General features: G+C 68.0%; 19 protein-coding genes and 1 pseudogene. 3 read left to right on the top strand and 17 right to left on the bottom strand.

All coding sequences use genetic code 11. The annotated features are described in order from the left end of the window. Positions 1-4 precede the first annotated feature (4 nt). From G6N31_RS11380 to G6N31_RS27645, 8 genes and pseudogenes are all read right to left on the bottom strand, one after another. Entirely contained in the window at positions 5-778 is a 774-nt protein-coding gene (locus tag G6N31_RS11380; RefSeq protein WP_098004404.1) for an HAD-IIA family hydrolase, read from the bottom strand. A 54-nt stretch (positions 779-832) separates the two neighbouring features. Further along, the gene (locus tag G6N31_RS11385; RefSeq protein WP_098004405.1) at positions 833-1714 is read right to left on the bottom strand and encodes a universal stress protein; all 882 of its coding nucleotides are present in this window, start codon (positions 1712-1714) and stop codon (positions 833-835) included. Positions 1715-1737: 23 nt separating this feature from the next. Then, a pseudogene (gene ppsA / locus G6N31_RS11390) lies at positions 1738-4019 on the bottom strand (phosphoenolpyruvate synthase). A 27-nt stretch (positions 4020-4046) separates the two neighbouring features. Continuing rightward, a complete protein-coding gene (locus G6N31_RS11395; protein ID WP_098004407.1) occupies positions 4047-5093 on the bottom strand; it encodes a zinc-dependent alcohol dehydrogenase family protein in 1047 nt (348 codons plus the stop codon). A 23-nt stretch (positions 5094-5116) separates the two neighbouring features. Further along, entirely contained in the window at positions 5117-6604 is a 1488-nt protein-coding gene (locus G6N31_RS11400) for a bifunctional aminoglycoside phosphotransferase/ATP-binding protein (RefSeq protein WP_234815387.1), read from the bottom strand. Between the two features lie 100 nt (positions 6605-6704). Beyond that, a complete protein-coding gene (locus G6N31_RS11405) occupies positions 6705-7901 on the bottom strand; it encodes a cytochrome P450 (protein WP_098004469.1) in 1197 nt (398 codons plus the stop codon). 11 nt (positions 7902-7912) lie between these two features. Further along, complete coding sequence (locus tag G6N31_RS11410) at positions 7913-8701, bottom strand: spirocyclase AveC family protein (protein ID WP_098004408.1); 789 nt, start codon at positions 8699-8701, stop codon at positions 7913-7915. Beyond that, a complete protein-coding gene (locus tag G6N31_RS27645) occupies positions 8701-8823 on the bottom strand; it encodes a hypothetical protein (RefSeq protein ID WP_264033601.1) in 123 nt (40 codons plus the stop codon). Before G6N31_RS27645 ends, G6N31_RS11410 begins: the two co-directional genes overlap by 1 nt. Before the next feature lie 83 nt (positions 8824-8906). On the opposite strand from G6N31_RS27645, the gene G6N31_RS11415 reads away from it, so the two are divergent. Continuing rightward, complete coding sequence (locus tag G6N31_RS11415) at positions 8907-9551, top strand: TetR/AcrR family transcriptional regulator (protein ID WP_098004409.1); 645 nt, start codon at positions 8907-8909, stop codon at positions 9549-9551. A gap of 6 nt (positions 9552-9557) precedes the next feature. On the opposite strand, the gene G6N31_RS11420 is transcribed toward G6N31_RS11415, so the two are convergent. From G6N31_RS11420 to G6N31_RS11455, 8 genes are all read right to left on the bottom strand, one after another. After that, positions 9558-10436, bottom strand: coding sequence for a mycofactocin-coupled SDR family oxidoreductase (locus G6N31_RS11420; protein WP_098004410.1), 879 nt, complete (start codon positions 10434-10436; stop codon positions 9558-9560). A gap of 24 nt (positions 10437-10460) precedes the next feature. After that, positions 10461-11738, bottom strand: a complete 1278-nt coding sequence (locus tag G6N31_RS11425; protein WP_098004411.1) for a cytochrome P450 — start codon at positions 11736-11738, stop codon at positions 10461-10463. Next, on the bottom strand, positions 11735-12964 hold the full coding sequence (locus G6N31_RS11430; RefSeq protein WP_098004412.1) for a cytochrome P450: 1230 nt from the start codon (positions 12962-12964) through the stop codon (positions 11735-11737). The genes G6N31_RS11425 and G6N31_RS11430 overlap by 4 nt, the downstream gene beginning before the upstream one ends. Before the next feature lie 22 nt (positions 12965-12986). Beyond that, positions 12987-14468: an aldehyde dehydrogenase family protein gene (locus tag G6N31_RS11435; protein ID WP_098004413.1), complete on the bottom strand. Its 1482-nt coding sequence runs from the start codon at positions 14466-14468 to the stop codon at positions 12987-12989. After that, positions 14461-15609 (bottom strand): spirocyclase AveC family protein, encoded by a 1149-nt coding sequence (locus tag G6N31_RS11440; RefSeq protein WP_098004414.1) that lies wholly within the window; start codon positions 15607-15609, stop codon positions 14461-14463. The genes G6N31_RS11435 and G6N31_RS11440 overlap by 8 nt, the downstream gene beginning before the upstream one ends. Next, positions 15606-16727: an ABC transporter substrate-binding protein gene (locus G6N31_RS11445; protein WP_098004415.1), complete on the bottom strand. Its 1122-nt coding sequence runs from the start codon at positions 16725-16727 to the stop codon at positions 15606-15608. The genes G6N31_RS11440 and G6N31_RS11445 overlap by 4 nt, the downstream gene beginning before the upstream one ends. A 96-nt stretch (positions 16728-16823) precedes the next feature. Next, complete coding sequence (locus G6N31_RS11450; protein WP_098004416.1) at positions 16824-17669, bottom strand: CbbQ/NirQ/NorQ/GpvN family protein; 846 nt, start codon at positions 17667-17669, stop codon at positions 16824-16826. A 136-nt stretch (positions 17670-17805) separates the two neighbouring features. Further along, a complete protein-coding gene (locus G6N31_RS11455; RefSeq protein ID WP_098004417.1) occupies positions 17806-19494 on the bottom strand; it encodes a nitric oxide reductase activation protein NorD in 1689 nt (562 codons plus the stop codon). Positions 19495-19664: 170 nt separating this feature from the next. Here G6N31_RS11455 and G6N31_RS11460 point away from each other — a divergent pair, with 170 nt between their 5' ends. Next, positions 19665-20636 (top strand): SDR family NAD(P)-dependent oxidoreductase, encoded by a 972-nt coding sequence (locus tag G6N31_RS11460; protein WP_098004418.1) that lies wholly within the window; start codon positions 19665-19667, stop codon positions 20634-20636. 80 nt (positions 20637-20716) lie between these two features. Next, the gene (locus tag G6N31_RS11465) at positions 20717-22051 is read left to right on the top strand and encodes a TetR/AcrR family transcriptional regulator (protein WP_098004419.1); all 1335 of its coding nucleotides are present in this window, start codon (positions 20717-20719) and stop codon (positions 22049-22051) included. Here G6N31_RS11465 and G6N31_RS11470 read toward each other — a convergent pair. Further along, the gene (locus G6N31_RS11470; protein WP_098004420.1) at positions 22025-22942 is read right to left on the bottom strand and encodes an SDR family oxidoreductase; all 918 of its coding nucleotides are present in this window, start codon (positions 22940-22942) and stop codon (positions 22025-22027) included. The two genes, G6N31_RS11465 and G6N31_RS11470, sit on opposite strands and share 27 nt — an antisense overlap. Positions 22943-23068: the final 126 nt, after the last annotated feature.

Consider the following 23068-nt stretch of genomic DNA (forward strand, 5'->3'; position numbering starts at 1 on the left):
GCGTTCAGATCAGTTCGATCGCTTCGGCGATCGAGGGCAGCACCCGGCTGGGCCGAAACGGGTACCGGTCCACATCCTCGATCGAGGTCGAACCGGTGAGCACCAGGATGGTCTCCAGCCCGGCCTCGATGCCGGCGACGACGTCGGTGTCCATCCGGTCACCGACCATCACCGTGGTCTCGGAGTGCGCCTCGATGCGGTTGAGAGCACTGCGGAACATCATCGGGTTGGGCTTGCCCACGAAGTACGGTTCGCGTCCGGTGGCCTTGGTGATCATCGCCGCGACCGAGCCGGTGGCCGGCAGCGGACCCTCCGCCGACGGCCCGGTGACGTCCGGGTTGGTGGCGATGAAGCGGGCCCCGCCGAGGATCAGACGGACCGCTTTGGTGATCGCCTCGAAGGAGTAGGTGCGGGTCTCACCGAGCACCACGAAGTCGGGATCGATGTCGGTCATCGTGTAGCCGGCCTCGTGCAGCGCGGTGGTCAACCCGGCCTCGCCGATGACGTAGGCCGACCCGCCGGGCTGCTGGTCGGCCAGGAACGTCGCAGTCGCCAGCGCCGAGGTCCAGATCGCCCGCTCGGGAACGGTCAGCCCCGATCGGGCCAGCCGCGCGGCCAGGTCCCGCGGGGTGAAGATCGAGTTGTTGGTCAGCACCAGGAACGGCCGCTCGAGTTCGGCGAGCCGCTGCAGGAACTCCGCCGCCCCGGGCAGCGCGTGCTCCTCGCGGACCAGCACGCCGTCCATGTCGGTCAGCCAACACTGCGGGGTGGGACGCATCGACCCAGTCTGGCAGTCAACGCGCCCCTGCCGCCAGCATTGACATCGCAGCGCTCATGCAGCGGTTTCCGCGCGACAGACCATCACCGGAACGGTGCTGTGCTGCAACAGGTTCAGGCTGGTCGAGCCGAGCAGCGTGCTGGCCAGCGCATTGCGGCCACGCGTACCGACGATCACCAGTTGCGCATCGCCGCAATGGCCGAGCACCGCCTCGGCCGCCGGAGCCTCCTCGACGATGGGCTCCACCGCCACGGCGGGATACCGCTCCGACATCCGCGTGGTCTCGCTCACCAGCGCAGCCCGCTGCGCGGCACGGAGCGCCTCGTGCAGCTCTTCGTCGACCGCATCCGCCGGCAGACGTGCCGACCACCCGCGCACCGCGCGTACCCCGACGCCGAACCGGTCGGCGACGTCGAACGCGGCCGCCAGCGCGGCGGTCCCCGAGGGACTGCCGTCGGTGCCGACCACCACCGGCTGGCCGCTCAGCGCCGTCTGCCCGCCACGCCACGCCACCACCGGGCAGTGGGCGTGCGCGGCCACCGCCAGGGTCGTGGAGCCCAGCAGCAGCAGCGACGCGGTGTTGATCTCGTTGCCGCCCAACACGATCAGTCGCGCCTCTCGGCTCGCCGCAGTGAGCACCTGGTCGGCGGGTTCGCGGTACGATGCCGTCGACACGACCAGGTCGGGGAAGTCGGACCGGACCGCGTCGGCGGCGTCTTTGAGGAAGATCGGCGCCGTGTCGGCCTGGTAGGACACGATCGCGGCCTGGATCGCGGCCGTCGCCTCGCTCAGGCCCCGGCCCAGACCCACCATCGCGTGCACGATGTGCAGCGGCGCGCCCACGCGGGTGGCGACCGCACCCGCCCACCGGGTCGCCGCGATGGCCGCGTCGCTACCGTCCACCCCGACGACGACCGCACCGGTGTGCTCTGCCATGACGATTTCCTCCGTGGTCGGTGCTAGCTGCGCGCCGCCTCCAACAGGAGTCTGCGCTCGGCAGCTGACACCGTACGCCGGGCCGCCGCGGCGGCGTCGGGGTTGACCGACACCGACGTGATGCCCATCCGCACCAGATGCTCGGCGAACGCCGGGTTCGTCGAGGGCGCCTGACCGCACAGCGACGACGTGATCCCGAGCCGGCGCGCGGTGCTCACGATCCGTCCGATCGCGTCCAGCACGGCGGCGTCGGACTCGTCGAACAGTTCGGCGCAGATGTCGGAATCCCGGTCCACGCCCAGCGTCAACTGGGTCAGGTCGTTGCTCCCGATCGAGACCCCGTCGATGCCCATACCCACGTACTCGGGCAGCCAGTAGGCGATCGACGGCACCTCGGCCATCACCCACCGGTGCAGGCCACGCTGCTTGCCCAGCGGGCTGGCGTCGATCAGCTCCAGGCACTCCTCGAGTTCCCACTTGGTGCGCACGAACGGAATCATCAAGTGCAGGTTCGGGTTCTGCTCACGCACCCGCGCCAGCGCGGCCAACTCCAGTGCGAACACCTCCGGTTCCTTGACGTAGCGGTAGCAGCCGCGGAAGCCGATCATCGGGTTGTGCTCCTCGGGTTCGTAGGCGTCGCCGCCTTCGAGGCCGCGGAACTCGTTGGTGCGGAAGTCGGTGGTGCGATAGATGACGGGACGCGGCGCGAACGCCGCAGCGATGCCGCCGACCGCGTCGACCATCGCCGACACCATCGACTCCTGCTCGCCGCGGGCGATCAACTCCCGCGGGTGCCGGTTCTGCAACGCCTCGGTCAGCATGAACTCCGCGCGCAGCAGCCCGACACCGTCGACGTCCTGCGCGGCCACGGCGTCGGCGGTGTCGGCCATCGCGAGGTTGACGTAGATCTTGGTGGCGGTCACCTCGGCGGCCGCGACGGTGGTCGGCGGGCCGGCGGGACGGTCCACCGCCGAGGTCTGCGCGGGGCGACCGCGTCACCGGTCAGCACCCGGCCGTGGGTGCCGTCGACGGTCACCAGCATGCCGTCCTTCAGGTCGGTGGTGGCGGTTCGCGCCCCGACGATGCACGGCACGCCCAGCTCGCGGGCGACGATGGCGGCGTGACAGGTCATCCCGCCGGTGTCGGTGACCAGCGCCGCGGCCCGGCGCATGGTGGGCAGCCAGTCGGGATTGGTCATCTGGGACACCAGGACCTCACCGTCGCGGAGCCGGGACCCCTCCTCCGGGGTCAGCAGCACCCGCACGGTGCCGGCCGCCTCGCCCGGCGCAGCCGGTAGACCGCGCGCCACCACGTCATGGGTCTCGGGAGCCGGCATCGTGGCGTGGTGCAGCGTGGTCACCGGCCGGGCCTGAACGAACCAGGTCTTTCCGCCGGCGATGGCCCACTCGGTGTCCTGGGCACATCCGTGGTGCTTCTCGATGGCCAGGGCCAGGTCCACGATCTCCAGCAACTCGGCGTCGCTGAGCACCTTCGCCGTGGCCTCCTCCTCGCCGAGATCGATGGTTGCGTCGCTGCCGTCCGCGCCTCGGACGATTTTGAACGACTTGTATCCCAATCGGGTGCTGAGGATCTTGCGATGCTCCTTCGACACGATGTAGGTGTCGGGTTCCACCGACCCCGACACCACCACTTCGCCCTGCCCGAACGCCGCCTCCACCACGACCCGGTCCTCGGCGCCGGTGCTCGGATCGGCGGTGAAGGCCACCCCCGAGCGTTCGGAGGCGATCATCTGTTGCACCACCACGGCCATCGCCGGGTCGGACCCGAAGTTGCGGCTGGCCCGGTAGGTGACCACGCGCGGGCTGAACAGCGACGCCCAGCACCGCTGGACCGCTTCGATGAGGTCGTCCTCGCCGCTGATGTTGGTGAACGTGGCGTTCATGCCGGCAAAGGACGCATCCTTGCCGTCCTCCCCGGTGGCCGAGGAGCGCACGGCCACCGACACGTTGTCGCCGAGTGCGCGGTAGGCGCGCAGCACCTGGTCGCGCACCTCGTCGGCGATGCCGCCCTTCCACACCAGGGTCTGCATCTGCTCGCACATCTCGATCAGCCGGTCCGGGTTGCCGACCTGCGCCATGGCCGCGCGGTGTGCGGCGTTCAGTTCGTCGGTCACTCCGCCGGCACGCATGGAGTTCCGGTAGCAGTCCCGCAGCAGCACGAAGCCGGGCGGTACCGGCAGCCCGGCGGCGATCATCTCACCGAGGTTGGCCCCCTTGCCCCCCGCGTCCTCGGCGTCACTCAGCCGCAGGTGCGCGAAATCGCGCACCAGATTCGAGTTCGTCATCGATGCTCTCCCAATCCCGTGTCGTGGCTACTTGGCGGCGGTCAGCAAGACCTTGAGCGCGCCGGTCTCGGCGGCCGCCGCGAAGATGTCGTAAGCGTCCTCGAACTCGTCGAGGGTGAAGCGGTGCGTGATCATCGGAGCGGTGTCGATCCGCGCACTGGCCACCAACTCGATCAGCGTCGGAGTGGAGTAGGTGTCGACCAGGCCCGTGGTGATGGTGAGGTTCTTGATCCAGATGTCTTCGAGGTGCAACGTGGCCGGCGCCCCGTGGACGCCGATGTTGGCGACGTGCCCGCCCGGGCGGACCAGCTCCACGCACTGCTCGAAGGTCTGCGGCACCCCGACGGCCTCCATCACCACATCGGCACCGAGACCGCCGGTGAGTTCCTTGACGACGGTCGACGGGGACTGCTTCGTCGCGTTGACCGTCACGTCCGCGCCGAATCTGCGGGCGGCCTCCAGCCGGGAGTCGGCGAGGTCGACCACGACGATGTGGCTGGGGCTGTACAGCCGTGCGGTCAGGATCGCCGCCAGCCCGATCGGCCCGGCCCCGACGATGACCACGGTGTCGCCGGGCGCCACCGCGCCGTTGCGCACGCCCACCTCGTAGGAGGTGGGCAGGATGTCGGCCAGCATCACCATCTGTTCGTCGCTGACCCCCGCCGGCACCTTGTGGGTGGACGTGTCGGCGAACGGCACGCGGACGAGTTCGGCCTGGGTGCCGTCGATCAGGTGGCCCAGAATCCATCCGCCACCGCCAAGACACTGGCCGTACATGCCGTCCCGGCAGTATCGGCACCTGCCGCAGGCGGTGATGCAGGAGACCAGCACCCGGTCGCCGACCGACAGCGTCTGCACGGCGTCACCGACCGAGACGACGGTGCCGACGGCTTCGTGTCCGAGGATGCGCCCGTCGGTGACCTCGGGCACGTCGCCTTTGAGGATGTGCAGATCGGTGCCGCAGATTGTGACAGCGTCGACGCGCACGATGGCGTCGGTCGCCGCGCCGATCACCGGATCGGGCACCTCCTCCCACGACCTGCGTCCCGGACCGTGGTACACCATTGCCTTCATCGCCCGCCTCTTCTCCCTACCGATCAAATTGCCAGACAGCAGATTTCGTGTGCCTCGGCGACGGTGTCGCCCAGAGGTCGACCGGTGTCCAGGCGGTGGGCACCCTCCCAGACGCCGTCGTGTTCGGCGTTGCCCGCCGCAAGCGCGGCAGCGATGGCGGGTGTCGCGTCCGACGTCGTGTGCCGTCGGCCCGCGATCCGCGCCTCGGCTTCGGCCAGCGGCAGCGTGCACGCGAATTCGATGCTCGGACAGTGCATTCGCTCCGCCAGATCCCGGGCCCGGGCCCGGTGCCGCGGCTCGCGCCAGGTTCCGTCGAGGATCACCGTCCGGCCTCTGCCGAGCTCGCCGGCGGCGCTGTCGAGTACCGCGTCGTAGACCTTCTCGACCTGCTCAGGGCCGTACAACCCGGAGCCCAGGGCACCGGCCTCGCCGGCGATGACGCCGTCGCGCTGCAGATCGCGACGCACGTCGTCGGTCGAGATGACCTCAGCTCGCAGGTGCCCGGCCAGCCCGCGGGCCAGGGTGGTCTTGCCGGTGCCGGGGCCACCCCCGACCAGGATCAGCCGCACCGCACCGGCCCTCAGGTGCTCGGCTGCCAGATGCAGATGCCGGTGCGCGTCGGCGACCGCTTCGGCACGACCCTGCCGCGCGCGGATGCAGTCGGTCTTGGCGCGCACCACGGCCCGGTAGGCGATGTAGAAGTCTCCCAGCGCTTCCGGCGCCGAATCGTCGGCGGCGCGTCGGTAGTGCTCGAGGAACTGCGCGCCGAGGTCGCCGCGCCCCAGGAATTCCAGATCCATCGCCAGGAACGCGGCATCGTCGATGCCGTCGACGTGGCGCAGTCCGGCGTCGAACTCCAGGCAGTCCAGCAGCACCGGCCCGTCGGGTTGCCAGAAGATGTCGTCGGCCAGCAGATCGGCGTGGCCGTCGACGATGCGGCGCTCGGCGATCCGCTCGGCGAACAACGCCTCACGCCCCGCGAGGAATTCGCCGACCAGCCGCTCGACCTGATCGACGACGTCGCCGGGCAGCAGGGTTGGAGCGTAACCGTGCAGTTCGGTCAGGTTGTCGCGCCACCGCTTCTCGACCGCCGCGCGGCTGCCGTCGGCGTCGATCTCGGGTGATCGGGCCGCGCCGGCGTGAAATCGCGCCAAGGTGTCGGCAACGGCCCGCAGCTCGTCCTCGACGGGCAGCCCCCGACGGACCCGGGTGCTCAACCGATGCTCGTCGGCGTAGCGGCGCATGACGATGACGGGTTCGGCCGGCCCGCCCTCCACGTCGCTGAGGTGCGCGACACCGAGATACGCCTGCGGCGCGAGCCTGCGGTTGAGCTCGACCTCCTGAACACACGCGCGCTCGCGTTGCCCGACACCGGAGAAGTCGAGGAAATCGGTGCGCACGGGCTTTTTCACCTTGTAGGCGCGGTTCCCGACCAGTGCGACGATACCGGTGTGGGTCTCGTGGATCTCAGGTCCGGCCGGCATGCGGACACCGGACGCGTCGCCGCTCATATGCCCATGGTGCCCGAACGGCACCGCCGTCCGCTGCAGTCCTTGTGACCCCGCGCCAGGGACGAAAGCCCCTAGTGCCCGGGCTGGTGCGGCGGTGGGGTCAGCGCGTCCGGACCGGCATCCGGGCCCAGCCCCGCACGCTGGAGGTCCGCGCGCGACGGGCGTTGTCGTAGTCGACTTCCCAGTCGCTCCAGCGCTTGAGCACCTCCTCGAAAGCGACCCGGGCCTCCAGCCGGGCCAGCGCCGACCCCAGGCAGAAGTGGATGCCCTGACCGAAGCTCAGATGCCCGCCCGTGCGGTGGATGTTGTAACGGTCCGGGTCGGGGTAGTGGGTGTCGTCGCGGTTCGCGGACCCGTTGAGCAGAAGCATGAACGAGCCTTCGGCGACGGTCTGTCCGTAGAGCTCGACGTCGCGGGCGACATAGCGTGCCTGCACCGGTGAGGGCGGCTCGAAACGCAGCGTCTCCTCGACGGCCAGCGGAATCAACGTCGGGTCGGCAACCAGTTCGCGCCGCTGGTCGGGATGGTTTGCGAGCAACTCGCCCATGAAGCCGATCAAGCGAGCCGTCGTTTCGCCGCCCGCCCCGGCGATCATCGCGGTGTAGGCCAGCACCTCGGTGCGGTCCAGTTGCCGCCGCGTCCCGTCGGGCTCCTCGATCTCGGCGTTGAGCAGCTCGGTCATCAGGTCGTCGGACGGGTGGCCGGCCCGCCACTCGATGTACTCGGCGAACAGTGCCAGCGACTCCGCGAACACCGTGGCACTGACGTCGCCGACCTCGTCGCCGACCGAGATGTTCTGGTCGGTGCGCCGACGGATCTGCTCCTGGCCCTCCTCCGGGATGCCGAGCAGATACCCGATCGTGCGCATCGGCATGATCGCACCGAGATCGGCCACGAAGTCCCAACCGTCGCTGTCGCGCAACGGATCCAGCGCCCGGGAACAGAACCCGCGCACCAGATCCTCCACAGCCAGCATCCGGCGCGGCGTGAACACCCGCGACAACAGTCGGCGGTGCAGATCGTGCAGCGGCGGATCCTCGAACAGCAGAATCCCCGGTGGCACGTCGATCCCGTTGAACAGGATGTCTGCGGTGGTGCCCTTACCGGACCGGTAGGTCTCCCAGTCCGGCAGCGCCTTCACGACATCGTCGTAGCGGCTCAGCGCATAGAATCGGTACTTGTCGTTGTAGTACAGCGGCGCTTCTTCCCGCATCCTGCGCCACACCGGGTACGGGTCGTCGTCGATCGCGAAATCATAGGGGTCGTAGTACAACTCGGCGGTCTCGTGTGCCGGCATGGCGCTCATCCCTACCTCGGTTGGTTCTCTGTCGGCGGCCACAACTGCTCTGTCGGACCTTCCGTCACGTACCCGCCCAGTTTGGTGGCCAGATGCGGCGCGAACACCGCCCCGTACATCAGATGCCCGACCACGACCACGGCGGCCACCGACAACAGCGACGACCCGACCTTGCTCGAGGACCGGCTGTCCGACCACACCTCGATGACATTGCGTCCTTCTCGGTCGACCCGACCGAGAAGGTAGGTGAAGACCATCATCTGCAGCCCCATCGCCACCGCGTCATACACCGGGTACTGGTACCTGCTGCCCTGGAACAGCGCCAGACCGTCGATCACGTAGCCGTAGACGAACACCCCCAGCCGCGGGCCGAAGAATCCGTTGAACAGCAACGCCCAGCAGAACCCCACCGCGAAGCCGACCGCCAGCAGCGTCTGGGGCCGGCGCCACCCGAACCGGGTGATCGCCCGGCGGCCGAGCGCCGCGCCGATGACCGCGGGCAGCACGAAGTAGGCGATGTAGCCGATGGGTACCGACGACGGCAGCCCGCCTCCCCAGGTCATGTTCAACGGCCACCACGAGGGCATCCTCGGCAGTTCGGGCGGGAACTGCGCATAGACCGCCCAGTCGTAGGGCGCCTCGATCCAGGAGAACGAGATCGCCGAGATGGACACCAGCAGCAGCGGATGCAGCCGTCCACGGCGAATGCTGAGGTAGACACCGAACGCCAGGAAGAGGGCCCCGCCGAGGTAGGCGAAGGACAGTCCGGCGATCAAGGCAGGGGACAGCGCTGTGTCCATCAGCGCTCTCCCTCGCCGTCGGTCCCCCGCGGCCCGCGCGCTTCGGGGTCGAAGTAGATCACCAGACCGACGATGAGCACGGCCAAACCGGTCAACGTGCCGACCATGATGAGAGCGCCCACATCGATGCCTTCCGTCGTGCGACTTTTTAATAGTGCACACTATTAAGACGCGAGCAGTCAAGACCCGACTATGGTGAGATCCGGTGCCTGCGCGAAAACCGTCTGTCCAGCAGAACGCCGTCCGCCGACCGCGTGGCGAGGCGCGGCGGCTGCTGCTCGACGCCGCCCGGGACCTGTTCGCGCGCAAGGACTATCGGGCGACCACCACCCGCGAGATCGCCGAGGCCGCCGGGGTCAGCGAGTATCTGTTGTTCCGCCACTTCGGCTCCAAAGCGGGTCTGTTCCGCGAAGCCCTGGTCACCCCGTTCACCACCTTCCTCGACGAGTTCCGCGACACCTGGCGGTCGGTGGTCCCCGAAAAGACCGACGAGGAGGAGCTGGCCCGGCAGTTCGTCGGCCGGCTCTACGACGTCCTCGTCGAGCACCAGGGCCTGGTGCTCACGCTGGTCACCGCCGACGGTCTCGGCGACGACGAGCTCGAGGCCGCCGGCATCGCCGACATCCGCCGCGTGCTCAACGTTCTCGGCGAGATCAGTGCCGAAGGGATGCGTTTGCGCGGCAAGCGCTCCCGCCAGCCGGACCTGCCCGCGCACTCGACGGTGGCCATGGTCGTCGGCATGGTGGCGCTGCGGTCCACCTTCTTCGGCGGCGCACCGCCACCCCGCGAGGCGATCGTCGACGAACTGGTTCAGGCGGTCCTGCACGGCTTCCTCCATCGGCCCAGTTGAGCTGCCCTATCCCCCGGGTCCGTTGGGCCACTTCAACAGTGAACCGGCATCCACCCGAATCTGCTGTCCGGTGATGTAGCGGCTGTCGTCACTGGCCAGGAACACCCCCAGGTGAGCCATGTCGTCGGGCTCGATGTACGGGATCGGCATCGCCTGGAAGAGGCTGAACAGCGGTTCGGCGTCCTCGCGCGTCGGAGTCTTGCCCTCCATTTTGAGGTCGGGCCGGAACACGCCGTACATGCCCTCGTTCTGCAGCAGGTGGGTGTTGCAGTTGGTCGGATGGATGGCATTGACGCGGATCATCCTCGGCGCCAGATGCAGGCTCATCTCCTCGACGTACTCGATCACCACGCGCTTGCTCCATCCGTAGCCCGCGCCGCCGGGCCCCATGTCGGGGCTGGTGGTGGTGCCGCGGATCATGCCCGCGGTCGATCCGGTGACGATGATCGACGCGCCGTCGGGCAGGTGCGGGATCGCCACGGCCACCGTGTTCATCACGCCGAGTAGGTCGACGTCGGTCGCGTCGACGAAGCCCATCGGGTCGGGGTTGCCCATCGCCATCGGCAGGATTCCGGCGTTGGCGACGACGATGTCGATCTTGCCGAGATCGGCGACGCCCGCCTCGGCGGCCTCGCGCAGTTCGTGGCGTTCCCGGACATCGGCGACCCTGGCCACCACCCGTCGGCCCGCCTCCTTCACCGCGCGTTCGGTCTCGGCGAGGTCCTCCGGCGTCGCGAGTGGGTAGGGGTTGCTGGGGATGTCGCGGCAGATGTCGACCGCGATGACGTCGGCGCCTTCTCTGGCCATCGCCACCGCATGCGCACGACCCTGCCCGCGGGCCGCTCCGGTGATGAACGCGACCTTGCCCTCGAGTTTTCCCGTCATGTGTGCTCCTTCGCTGCTGACCGGTTAGGGCGCAGATTTGAACTCGATGTGCAACTCGGCGAGCCCGCGCATGATGAACGTGGGCTCGTAGGAGTAGCTGCGCGCTGCGGCGGGACCGTGGTGTTCCTCCGAGATGGTGATGTCCGACATCCGGTCCAAGATCCGGTTCAACGAGATCCGGCCCTCGGCGCGCGCCAGCGGCGCCCCGGGGCAGGAGTGCACGCCCCGGATGAACGCGATCTGTTCACGCACATTGGGGCGGTCGGGCCGGAACTCGTCGGGGTCGGCGAACTTGCGCGCGTCCCGATTGCATGCGCCCGGCAGCACCATCACGGTGGTGCCGGCGGGTACCTCGACCTCGCCTATCGACGTGGTCGTCCGCGCCATGCGGAAGTGGGATTTGACGGGACTCTCCATCCGCAGTGTCTCTTCGAGGAAAGCGGGGATCTTGCTCCGGTCGTCGCGCAGCATCGTCTCGAATCCCGGGTTGTCGGCGATGAATCGGACCGCTGAACTGACCAGCTTCGTCGTCGTCTCCGTGCCCGCGGCGAACAGGAACGTCGACAGGTTCATCACATCTTCGATGTCGGGTGTGGACCCGTCCTCATATTTCGCCTGCGCCAACTCGGTCAGCACATCCTCCTGCGGGGCCCGCCGGCGATTCTCGATATAGGCGTAGAACTTGTCGTTGAGCCACTGCAGCGGGTTGTGCGTCGTCGGCGCCTCCTTGCCCAGTTCGCCGACCGTTTCCAGCGCGAAGGCGGCCTTGAACTCCTCGTGATCCTCGGCCGGCACCCCCAGCAGGTCGGCGATCACCAACAGAGAGAACGGCTTTGCGTAGTCGGCGAGGAATTCCGCGTGCCCGCGGTCGACGAATGTGTCGAGCTGCCGGTCGGCCAGCCGCCACATGAAGTCCTCGTTCTCCTTGAGGCGTTTCGGAGTGATCAGTTTGTTCATCAGTCCGCGGGTGCGGGTGTGCAGTGGCGGATCCTGGGAGGTGATGTGTTCGGCCATCGGGACCGCGCCGCGATGCTCTTCGATCAGCGCGGACACATCGTCGCTGTCGCCGGGGCCGAACGGCATGCCCGAGAACGGGCCCGCCACCGAATTGCAGGACGAGAACTCGGGATTCTTGTAGACCGACAGCGCCTCCTCGTAACCGGTTACCACCATCACGTCGAACGGAGTCGCCCGGGTGACAGGGCATTTCGCGCGCAGATGGTCGAAGTAAGGATATGGGTCGGGTACCAGGGACTCGTCGGTGAAGTAGTCGATGGCGTCGTACGTGGAGGGGTCGGTCACGCGTTACTCCTGGGGCGGTCGAACAGCACGGGAAGCGATGTCGGTGATCGGAAGACCTGGCCGCGAATGTGCGGATCGCCGCCGTCGGGGTCCAGCCGAAGGTTCGGCAACCGGTCGAGCAACAGGTTGACCGCTGTGCGCATCTCCAGCCGGGCCAGGTGCATACCCAGGCACACGTGCACCCCGTGCCCCCAGCCGAGGTTGGACTTGGGCGCGCGGAAGATGTCGAACCGGTCCGGATCCGGGTAGCGGTCCTCCTGCCGGTTGGCAGCACCGAGCATCGGCATCACCGTCGCTCCCGCCGGGATCGACACCCCGCCCAGTTGGGTATCTCGCGTGGCGACGCGGGTGATCGTCAACAGTGGCGACTCCCACCGCACCGCCTCCTCGATCGCCTGCGGCAGCAGTGTCCGGTCGTCGCGGATCACCTGCAGCTGAACCGGATCGGACAGCAGCGCGAAGATCAGACTGCCCAGCGAGCGATAGGTCGTCTCGACGCCGGCCGGCAACAGCAGCCGCAGGAAGGAGTAGATCTCCTGGTCTTCGAGTTTGTTGCCGTCGATCTCGGCCGCGGCGAGTGCGCTGATCAGGTCCTCCCGCGGCTCTGCGCGCCGGGCCTCGAGGATCGGGGCGAAGTAGTCGCACAGCGCGGCCGACGCGGCCAGCCCCCGTTCGGGGTTCATCAGCCAGCTCAGCAGCGAGATCGACCACCGCTGGAACTGAGGGTAGTCCTGCTCGGGGAGACCCAGCAGCCCGGCGATGATCTGACTCGGGTAGTCGAAGGTGAACTCTTTGACCAGATCGGCTTTGCCGTTGTCGGCGAATTTGTCGATCAGGCTGTTCGCGACGCGACCGACCAATTCGTTCTCCCAGCGCGCCAGCGCTTTCTGGGTGAAGGCCTTCTGGACCAGGGCGCGCAGCCGGCCGTGCACCGGCTCGTCCATGCCGAGCATCACCCGCTCACCGAGCACCGGGCCGAACGCCGCGATGACGCTCGACGACGAGAACGTCTCGTTGTCGCGCAACATCTGCTGGATCTCCTCGTGCCGGTAGACGATGAACATCGGCAGCGATTCCTCGTGCGGCAGCGCTCCGGAGGTCTCCAACCGCTGCACCGGTTGCTCGCGGCGCAGTCTGGCCAGTTCGGTGTAGGGGTCGCGGACGTCACCGGAGATGGCGTCGTCGAACGCTCCGAAGTCTTCGAGGTCATCGAACAACTGGGACAAGGCTTCCTCCCGCAAACGCTGGTCAGTGGGCCGGATAGGCGACCGATTTCACTTCCGTGTACTGATGGAAGCCGGCGACGCCGTTCTGGCGGCCGACCCCGCTTTCCTTGTAGCCGCCGAACGGGGTGTCGGCGCCGTAACCGGCGGTGCCGTTGAGCCCGATGAATCCCGCCCGCAGGCGGCGGGCCACGGCCAGGGACCGCTCCAGCGAGGCCGAGGCCACGTTGCCGGCCAGGCCGTAGACGCTGTCGTTGGCGATGCGCACCGCGTCGTCCTCGTCCTCGTACGGGATCACGGCCAGCACGGGTCCGAAGATCTCTTCCCGCGCGATGGTCATCGAGTTGTCGACGTCGGTGAACAACGTCGGGCTGACCCAGAACCCCTTGTCGAACTCCGGGGGCGGCTCCGGGCTGCCGACCAGCAGGGTGGCGCCTTCCTCGACGCCCTTGCGGATGTACCCCAGGATGCGGGACTGCTGTCTGGCCGAGATGACCGGCCCGCACAGGGTGGCCGGATCCTGCGGGTCGCCGGCGGCGATGTTCTCATAAATCCCCTGCAGGATCGCCACGCCCTCGTCGTAGCGGGAGCGGGGCAGCAACATCCGGGTCGGTGCCGCGCACCCCTGCCCGGCGTGCATCAGCGGCCCGATGCCCATCAGGCAGGCGGTGTTGAGGTCGGCGTCGTCGAGCACGATGGTCGCCGACTTGCCGCCGAGCTCGAGGAACAGCCGCTTCATCGTGGCCGCGCCCTTCTCCATGATCCGCTTGCCGACCGCCGTGGAGCCGGTGAACGAGATCATGTCGACCTTCGGGGACAACGTCAGTTCCTCACCGACCAGATGGTCCGACGCGGTCACCACATTGACGACTCCCGCTGGGATGTCGGTCTTCTCGGCGATCAGCCGGCCCAGCCGGGTGGCGTTGAACGGGGTGTCGGGCGCAGGTTTGAGAATGACGGTGTTCCCGGTCGCCAGGGCCTGGCCGAGCTTGTTGATGCTGACCTCGAACGGGAAATTCCACGGCACGATCGCGCCGACCACCCCGACCGGCTCATGCCATACCGTGCGGGTGGTGTTCACGCCGGTGACCGACACCACGGTGTCGCCGAGGTCGGTTTCCCAGCCGAAGGTGTCGATCAGCCGCGCGGGATAGCGCAGCCCGTCGGCCAGCGGCGCGTCGAGCTGGGGGCCGTGGGTGACCGCCCGCGGCGCGCCGACCTCGCGGATGAGCTCTTCGCGCAGTTCTTCCTTCTCGGCCTCGATGGCGTCGTGCAACTGCAGCAGGCACTGCTTGCGCAACGCGCGGTCGGTGGGCCAGTCGGTCCCGTCGAACGCGCGCCGGGCCGCGTCGATGGCGCGGCCCATGTCGGCCCGCGACGCGTCGGCCACTTCGCCGAGCACGTCCTCGTTGGCGGGATTGATGTTGGTGAAGGTCCCGGCCTGTCCTTCGACGAGCTTGCCGTCGATGAGCATCCTGGATTCGTAGACCGCCGGCGACTCAGCCATCGGCGTTCTCCGGTGCACATGCGCCCTCACCTGGCGGGGGCGGTTCGACGTCGGGCCGGCCGTTGGGCAGACCGCTCTGCCATGTCGCCCACTTGCCCACCGAGAACGGCCCCTGCGCGCCCTCCTTCTCGTAATAGCCCTGCGGGTCATAGACTTTGGCCTCCGGGTACGGCCACGGGCAGGCCACCGCGGTCGCCAGCCCGCTGGCCTTGATGGCCGCGAACCAGGCCCCGTAGGCGAAGTAGGCGACGTTGATGATGAAGAACATCACCAGGAAGGTGCCCAGCACAGGCTTTCCGGGGAAGAGCTTCGCCCGCGCAGCCAGCTTTTCGGCGACCGCCTTGCCGGTGTCGTCGCGATAGCACAGCACCGCGGCGGGAATCATCACGAAGGTCACCGCCAGCGACTCCCAGATCAGCGGGAACTGAAAGGTGGTGCCGGGAAACAGTGTGCCGAACGGGATGGCCTGCGAATAGATGTAGAGACCGGTGCGCACCAGGCTCACCTCGAGAATCGCGTCGAAGATGAAGCCGATGACCAGCACCAGCAGGCCGAGGCTGACCAACGGGTGGCGCGAAACGAAAGCCGTGGGGCCGTATTTGGCCTGCCATTTGCGCAGAATCCAGATCGCCGGGAAGAACGGCGCGAAGTAGAACGCCACGTACCCGAACACGATGAACGGCTCGACCGTCGGGGACAGCATGATCAGCGGCCAGTTCTCCGGCCAGTGGATCAGCTCGGGGTTGTACACCGCGAAGGGCGCCCAGTTCATGATCGGGTCCTGCCACACGATCAACGTGGTGCACAGGAACATCAACATGATCGGGCTGCCGGGGTCGCGCCGCCAGCCCCGGACGAATATCGCGACCAGCACCACCAGCAGGATCACGGTGCCGATCTGATGCACCCACAGCCAGCCGTCCCAGCCGAACAGGAACTCGACCGGGCGCGGCCGGCCCGACACGTTCGGGTTGGCAACTCGCGGGTGTACCTCGGTCCGCGCGAACGCGACGAAGAGGCTGAAGAACGCCAACAACGCGAACGCGGAGATCCACCGCCCCCAGTTCGGCCCCTTCCCCGCCGGTTTCGCCGCCTCCGGTCGGTTCTCGGTCACCGGGGGCGCCGACCTCTCTGCGGTCATGAGCTTTCCTCTCCGAAGCGGTCGACCAGGTGCGAGTTGACGCCGTCGGCGTCGAGGGTCCGAGCCACCAGATAACCCGCGCCCATCCACGCGCGTCGCGTCCACTTGCCGAAGGACACCCGCGTGCCCGGCGCGCCGGAGGCCGCAGGCATCATCTTGACGCGCTCGAGGGCTTCCTTGACCCCACGGGGGCTCAGCGGGTGCGCGTCGGTGAAGGCTCGAACCAGGGTCGCCGCGACATCGTGGTTGACGACCGACACGCAGTACTCGGGGCGGCTGCCGTCGTACCGCTGCGCGTAGCGGTCCAGCCATGCCTGGCCGACCTTGTTGCCCTCGTCGTACTGGTCGACTCCGACCCAGCCGAGGAACGCGTTCCACATGATCGGGTTGACCCAGGCGTTCTGGAAGGCCGTGGTGGTGAAGCGCGGCGGGTCCCACTCGACGGCTTCGAGCGCAGGGTTGATGAACACGATCCCGAAGCCGAAGCCCAGGTGGATGATCGCTTCGGCTTTGGCTTCGTGCAGTGTCCGCACCGCGGCATCGATGTCCTGCGCGGTCTGGGCGATCGAGACTTCGGCGACGATGCGAATTCCCTTGCGCGCTGCTGCGCTTCGCAGATTCCGCAGATAGCTCTCGCCGATCAGGCTCTGCTCGGCCAGCACGCCGACCTCTGTGAGGCCGCGTTTGGCCACCAGATCGATGAGGAAGATCGGCTCGTCGGTCATCGAGCCCTGCGGGAAAGCGAACGTCCATTCACCGAGCCAGTCGTCGGTTCCCGTGACGCTGATGGCCGGCACCTTGAAGCGCTCCTCGATCGCCTCCCGCAGTGGCACGCAGTTGTCGGTGATGTTGGGGCCGAACACCACCAGGCACCCCTCGTCGACGAGTTCACCGTAGGCATCGATGACTGCTTTGACCGAACCTTTGGGCAAGCCCTCGACCTCGCGGTAGATCATCTGCACCGGACGGTCCATCAGACGCTGGGCGACGGCCTCCTCGAAGACGAGGTCGAAGGTTCGGGTGAACGACGCCCGCAACTCGTCGGGGAAACCCGGAGGCAGGGTGAAGTCCATCAGGTAGCCGACCTTGATGGGTTCAGCGGTGCTCTCGTACGACATCCGACCTCCACGTCGCGGTGTCGACCGACAGTTGTCGACCCACTAAAAAAACCTAATATTTGTTCAGACACTAACCGCGCCGCCGTGCAGCGTCAATCACTCCGGCGCCGATTCCCCCAGGTAGACCTCGATCAGCTCGCGCAGGCCGCGACCCACCGCCACGTCATCGGTCAGCGGCCCGGCGACTGCCACCTCGGCCGCCACCGCGACGGGCAGCCCTTCGGCGATCAGCCGCCCCGCCGCGATCAGCACCCGCGTCGACGCGACCTCTCGCAGCCCCCCGGTCTCCAGCCGCCGGATCGCCTGTCCGAACCGCACCAACTCGGCGGCGGTACCGGCGTCCACGCCCGCTTCGTGCGCGATGATCGCCTCCTCGACCTCCGGGGCAGGGAAACCGAACTCGATGGCGACCATTCGTTGCCGCGTCGAGTCCTTCAGGTCCTTGAGCACACTTTGATAACCCGGGTTGTAGGACATCACCAGCCCGAAGCCCGGCGCCGCATCCAGGGTGACCCCGAGTCGCTCGATCGGCAGCTGCCGTCGGTAGTCGGCGAGCGGATGCAGCACCACAGTGGTGTCCTGCCGGGCCTCGACCACCTCGTCGAGATAGCAGATGGCACCGTCGCGCACGGCCCGGGTCAACGGCCCGTCCACCCACACCGTTTCGTCGCCGCGCAGCAGGTATCGGCCCACCAGGTCCGCGGTGGTGAGGTCGTCGTGGCACGCAACGGTGATCAGCGGCCGGCCGAGATCGTGTGCCATGGCCTCGACGAAGCGCGTCTTGCCGCACCCGGTGGGCCCCTTCAGCACGATCGACAGACCCTGGCGGTACGCGGCCTTGAACACCGTCTCCTCATTGCCGACCGGCGTGTAGTACGGACGCGATGCGGTGGCCTGTGCGGCGGCGCCGTTCGTATGGGCGAACCCGGACTCGATGGTCATCGACACACCTCTCGTTGCGCTCCCGTGCCGCTGTGCATGGAACGCAGCCTAACCGGAACAGATGTTTGTTTCAAGCATGTGGCCGGGCGTCGTCCGCGCCGCTGGTCGCGCGCCAAGTGCATTCTGCGACTTGCCATCACGACACACGCCGGCGCACCTCGGCTGACCGTACCGCGGAACGGAACATCGGTCCGATCACTCCGGCGAGTTGGTCGGGATGGGAGATCGTGGCATGCGCGGTGCTGCCGAAGACCCTGCGCAGCGCTGCGGTATCGGTACTGGCACCGATGGTCAGACACACACAACCGGTCCCCCGGCGGCGCGCCTCGGTCAGTGCGCGCCGGGCGTCCGCGGCGCCGTAGGCCCGTTCGTAGCCGTGGTCGTAGGCCAGACCGTCGGAAAGCACCACCAGCAGTCTTCGTGACGTGCCGCCCCGGTCCTCCAATACCGCGGCGCCGTGCCGGATGGCCGCACCGAGGCGGGAGTACGCCCCGGGCTCGAGGCTGTTGAGGCGCCGCAACACCTGGGCGTCGAGGTGTTCGTCGAAGCGCTTGACCGGCACCATGCTCACCGCGGAACGGCCTTGCGAGTAGTACGCGTACAGCGACACCCGGTCCCCGAGGTCGTGCAGCGCCACCATCAGATGGGCCGCCGCGGTGCGCTGTTGCTGGTGCACCGTGCGTCCGACCGTTCCCGGCTCGGCGGCCGACCCGGATATGTCGAGCAGCAGCAGCACCGAGAGGTCGCGCCGGCGCCGCAGGCTGTCAAGGTAGACGGCCTCGTCAGGGGCCGATCCGGCCCGCACCTCAACGCGCGCCTCCAGTGCTGCGTCGATGTCGATGTCGTCGCCCTGCGGTTGCCGGTGGCGTCGGTGCAGCCCCATTCCGAGGCGGGCCAGCGGGCGACGCACGCTGATCGCGTCCTCGATCTGCTGGGTGGCGCTGGCCTTGATCTCCGGATCCACTTCGCGAACCGTGCACCAGTCCGGTCGGTAGGTCTTGCGCTCGGCGTTCCACTCCGGATACTTCAGACCCTCGGTCTTGATGTCGTCGACCTGCTCGGACGCCACCGACGCCAGCGACGACACCGCGTGCAGTCCGCGGGTGGTCGAGTTTGTGCGGTGTGTCGGAGTGTCCGCGCCGGGCGGGCCCGCGCCGTTGCCGCCGGTCTTGCGCGCCGAGGACAACAACTTCTTGAGCCACTTGCCGATGGTCCCCCCGCCGCCCACCGGGCTGGAGAACAGATCGGGATCGTCGGTGTCGTCGACCTGGTCCTCGTCGAGTTCGGTGAGCTCGTGCCGTTCCTGGCGTCGTGGCACATGCCCCGCCCCTTGCGGATCGGCGTGCTTGGCCGCCGCAGCACTGACCGCGAGGACCTTCTTGGCTGCGATGGCGCCGAAGGCTTTCGGCGGGCCGGGCATCGCCCCATCCTGTCGGGCGATCCGCAGCGAGGCCGCCGCCGAGTCGCTGTGTTCCCCGATGCTGCGGTCGGCCATGGCGACGAGACTGCCCGGCAGCAGGGCCGCGTTGGCCAGCAGCGCGCGGTGTCCCTCGATGGCCAGGTAGCGCTGTGCGAGTCGCCGATGCCGCACCAGGGCGCTCATCACGTCCGGATCCAGGCTGCCGGCCGCGATCAACGACGCCTGCACCGCGACGGCCTCGACCCGTGCGTGCGACGGCGCCGACGGGTCGACGAACACCGTCTGACCGTCCGTCCACGACGGCCTCCCCGGATCGGCCACATCCACCGCGACGGGACGGCCGGCGAGCGCAGACGCCAGCAGACCCAACCCGGGATACCGGTTGCCGCCACCACCGTTGGACACCCGCGCACCTCCGCACCCAGCCGAACAGCGTGTTGACCAAATATCTGTTCCACCGTAGAGTTCGGCTCGACCGGAGTCAATGCCATCAGGTCGCTGGACGGCGGTCGGCCGATCTCGTGCCGACCAACCGTTCGGCATCCCGATCTTCGCGAAATAGACGGGGAAGCAACATGATCGACTTCGCCGGACAGGTTGCGGTGGTCACCGGCGCCGGACGTGGACTGGGGCGGCTCTACGCGCTCGACCTCGCGCGCCGGGGCGCGGCGGTCGTCGTCAACGACATCGGCGGCACCATGCAGGGCACCGGGCGCGACACCACCGTCGCCGACGCGGTGGTCGAGGAGATCCGGACCGCCGGAGGACAGGCGACAGCGTCGTATGACTCGGTGGACACCCCCGACGGCGGCCGGGCCGTCATCGACCGGGCGATGGCCGAGTACGGCCGCCTCGACGTCGTGGTCAGCAACGCGGGCATCTTCACCAGCGTCCCGTTCCACCGACTCGACACCGAGGAGTGGCGCCGGATGCTCCGGGTGCATCTCGACGGCGGCTTCCACCTCAGCCAACCGGCCTACCGGGTGATGATGAACCAGAATTACGGCCGTTTCGTCTTCATCTCGTCCTCGGCGGGCAACTTCGGCCAACCGATGGAAGCGCATTACGCCGCAGCCAAGACCGGTCTGGTCGGCTTGTCCAATGTGATCGCGATCGAAGGCGCCGCGTATGGGATTGCCTCCAACACCGTGCTGCCGACCGGGTTCTCCCGGATGGTCACCGAGACTGTCGGCGACGAGAAGTTCCTTGCCGAGTCCGGCTTCATGCGCGCCATTCGGCCGGAGCTCGTGGTGCCACTGGTGACCTTCCTGGCAAGCAGAGCCTGTGCATTGACCCATCACAACTATTCGGCATGCGCCGGACGCTATGCCCGGGTCTTCACCGGGCTCGGCCAGGGCTGGCTGGCCGACGCCGACAGTGACCCCACTGCCGAGGACATCGCGGAGCACCTCGCGGAAGTGTCGTCGACCGCCGACTTCATCGTGCCGGATTCCATCGTCGACGAGGTGCTGCAGGTGTGCGACCGACGCGGGATCAGCGCGATGCCCGACAACGCCGAGGTGAGTTTCCCGGAACCGCGGAGCTGACGTGCCCCGGGAATCCCCGCACCGGCCGGTAGGATCGGCCGCGGGCCCATGTCGGCACAGACGAAGGAGAGGCGCTAGCGATGGCCGCTGCCGATGCCGCAGGGCGTAATTCCAGACGCGGTCGTCGCGCGGTCAAGACCAACTCCACCAAGCTCGCGGCGGTCACCGGTCCGCCACCGACCGACCTGACCCGGCGTGCCGAGATTCTCAAGACGGCCAATTCGGTGATCGCCGCGACCGGGCTGCGCAGCTCGTTGCAGCAGATCGCAGATGGGGCAGGCATTCTCGCCGGGAGCCTCTATCATCACTTCGAGTCCAAAGAAGCCATCCTGATCGAGCTGATCCGGCTCTACCACGCGGACCTCGACCGGGTCGGTGAACTCGCACTGCAGCGTCTCGACGCCGCTGACCCCGCCCCTGTGGCTGAGCAGATCACCGCCCTCGGATGCGCGATCGCCCGCTGCGCGGTCGAGCACCGCGCCGCGTTGCAGATGTCGTTCTACGAGGGCCCGAGCAACGATCCCGAGCTCATCGAGCTGACCTCCCGACAACCGACGAAGATCGAAGCCGCGATGCTGCAGGCGTTACGCGCGGGCCGCTGGAGCGGGGACATCCGTCCCGATGTCGACCTGCCCACCCTTGCCGACCGCCTCTGCCAGAGCATGCTGCACGTCGGTCTCGACGTGATCCGGCACAAAGCGCGCACCGACGATCTGGCCAAGCTCAAATGCCGGATCGCACTGCAGGGGTTGGCCACCGATCCGCCGTCCGACACCGATCTCGACGCGTCGGCGGCATTCGCTGCCGCGGATTCGATCATCAACAGCTGGGTCGACGAAGAGGACGACGCGGACCTGAAGGTCGCTCATCTGCGCGCCGTCGCCCGCGCCGAGTTCGGTCGGCGGGGTTACGAGATGACCACCATCCGCGACATCGCCTCCGCCGCCGGTCTGGGCACCGGCACCGTGTACCGGATCATCGGCTCCAAGGACGAGTTGCTGATGTCGATCATGCTGGAGTTCGGTCGCAAGGTCGGTGGTGCGTGGACGCAGATCGTCCGCGCCGATTCCAGCACGGTGGAGAAGCTGGATGCGCTGAGCTGGTTGAACATCAACGCCCTTGATCAGTTCCCCGACGAATTCCGCATCCAGCTGGCGTGGTTGCGCCACTCTCCGCCTGACTCGGCGAACCCGGCGTGGTCGTTCACCACCCGGATCCGTCAGATGAAAGCGCTGCTGTCCGAGGGCATCAAGGCCGGCGAGATCCACATCGACAGCCCCACCGCCGACATGCTCGCCCGCTGCATCATCGGCGAGCAGTGGATACCCGAGAACATCCTGCGGCAGGTCGGCACCCGCAACGCGTTGATCCTGGCGCGCGACACCGTGTTACGCGGGGTCGCTGTCCGCGGGTAGCCGCGTGGCCGTGGCCGGCACGGGCCGGATCGCACCGAACCTCGGAATTCCCATCATCACCCGCACCATGTGATGCAGCGCCGACGGCGGCAGTAGGCGGCTGGCCACCATCAGCATGCGGGCGTCCGGGCCGACCGCACGCCGGTCGAAGGGCTTGTTCGACTGCAGTGCCTTTTCCAGCCCGACCGCGAACGCCTCCGGTGAGCGAGCGGCGTATCGCATTGCCGCCCGGCCCCGCCGGTCCATCGTCTGGTGGTGCCGGGCGTACGGACCGTCGAGCACCCGGCAGTCCGTCGTCCCGGCGTCGGTGATGATGTCGGTGTCATAGGTGCCGGTGACCAACACGCTCACGCCGATCCCGAACGACGCGACCTCGCCCGCCATCGATTCCCCCCACCGTTCCAGCGCCCCCTTCACTGCCGAGTACGGCGCTGTCGCCGGCATCCCCCGCACCCCTCCCTGGCTCGACACCAGCACGATGCGTCCGGCACCCGCCGCCCGCATCGACGGCAGCAGCGCTCTGGTCAACGCCACGGGACCGAACACATTGGTGGCGAACATCCTCTCCCACAGCGACACCGGCGTCTCCTCGACCATCCCGGCTGCCGAGATTCCGGCGTTGTGCACCAGCGCGTAGGGCGCGCCGACTGCTTGCTCGATGTCCTTAACCGCTCCGGAGATCGATTCGGCATCGGTCAGATCGAGGCGCACCCCGATGAGGCGACGATCGGCCGCACCGGCGCCGGTTGCATCCCGCAATCGCGCCATGCCCTCGTCGACGGACCGCATCGCCGCGACGACGGTCCAGCCGGCCCGGTGCAGGTGGGCTGCCGAGGCCAGGCCCAGCCCACGGGAGGCGCCGGTGACCACTACGGTGCGCGATGTCATCATCGAGCCTCTCCGGATAGCAAGTGCCGCTTCCAACCAAATCTTTGTTCTAGAACCTAGCCAGACGGTGATCGACGCGTCAATCCCGTTCGGCTCCCGCGTCGCCTGCTGCGGTCAGGTCGAATCGAC

This window comes from Mycolicibacterium duvalii (assembly GCF_010726645.1).
Classification (GTDB): Bacteria; Actinomycetota; Actinomycetes; order Mycobacteriales; family Mycobacteriaceae; genus Mycobacterium; species Mycobacterium duvalii.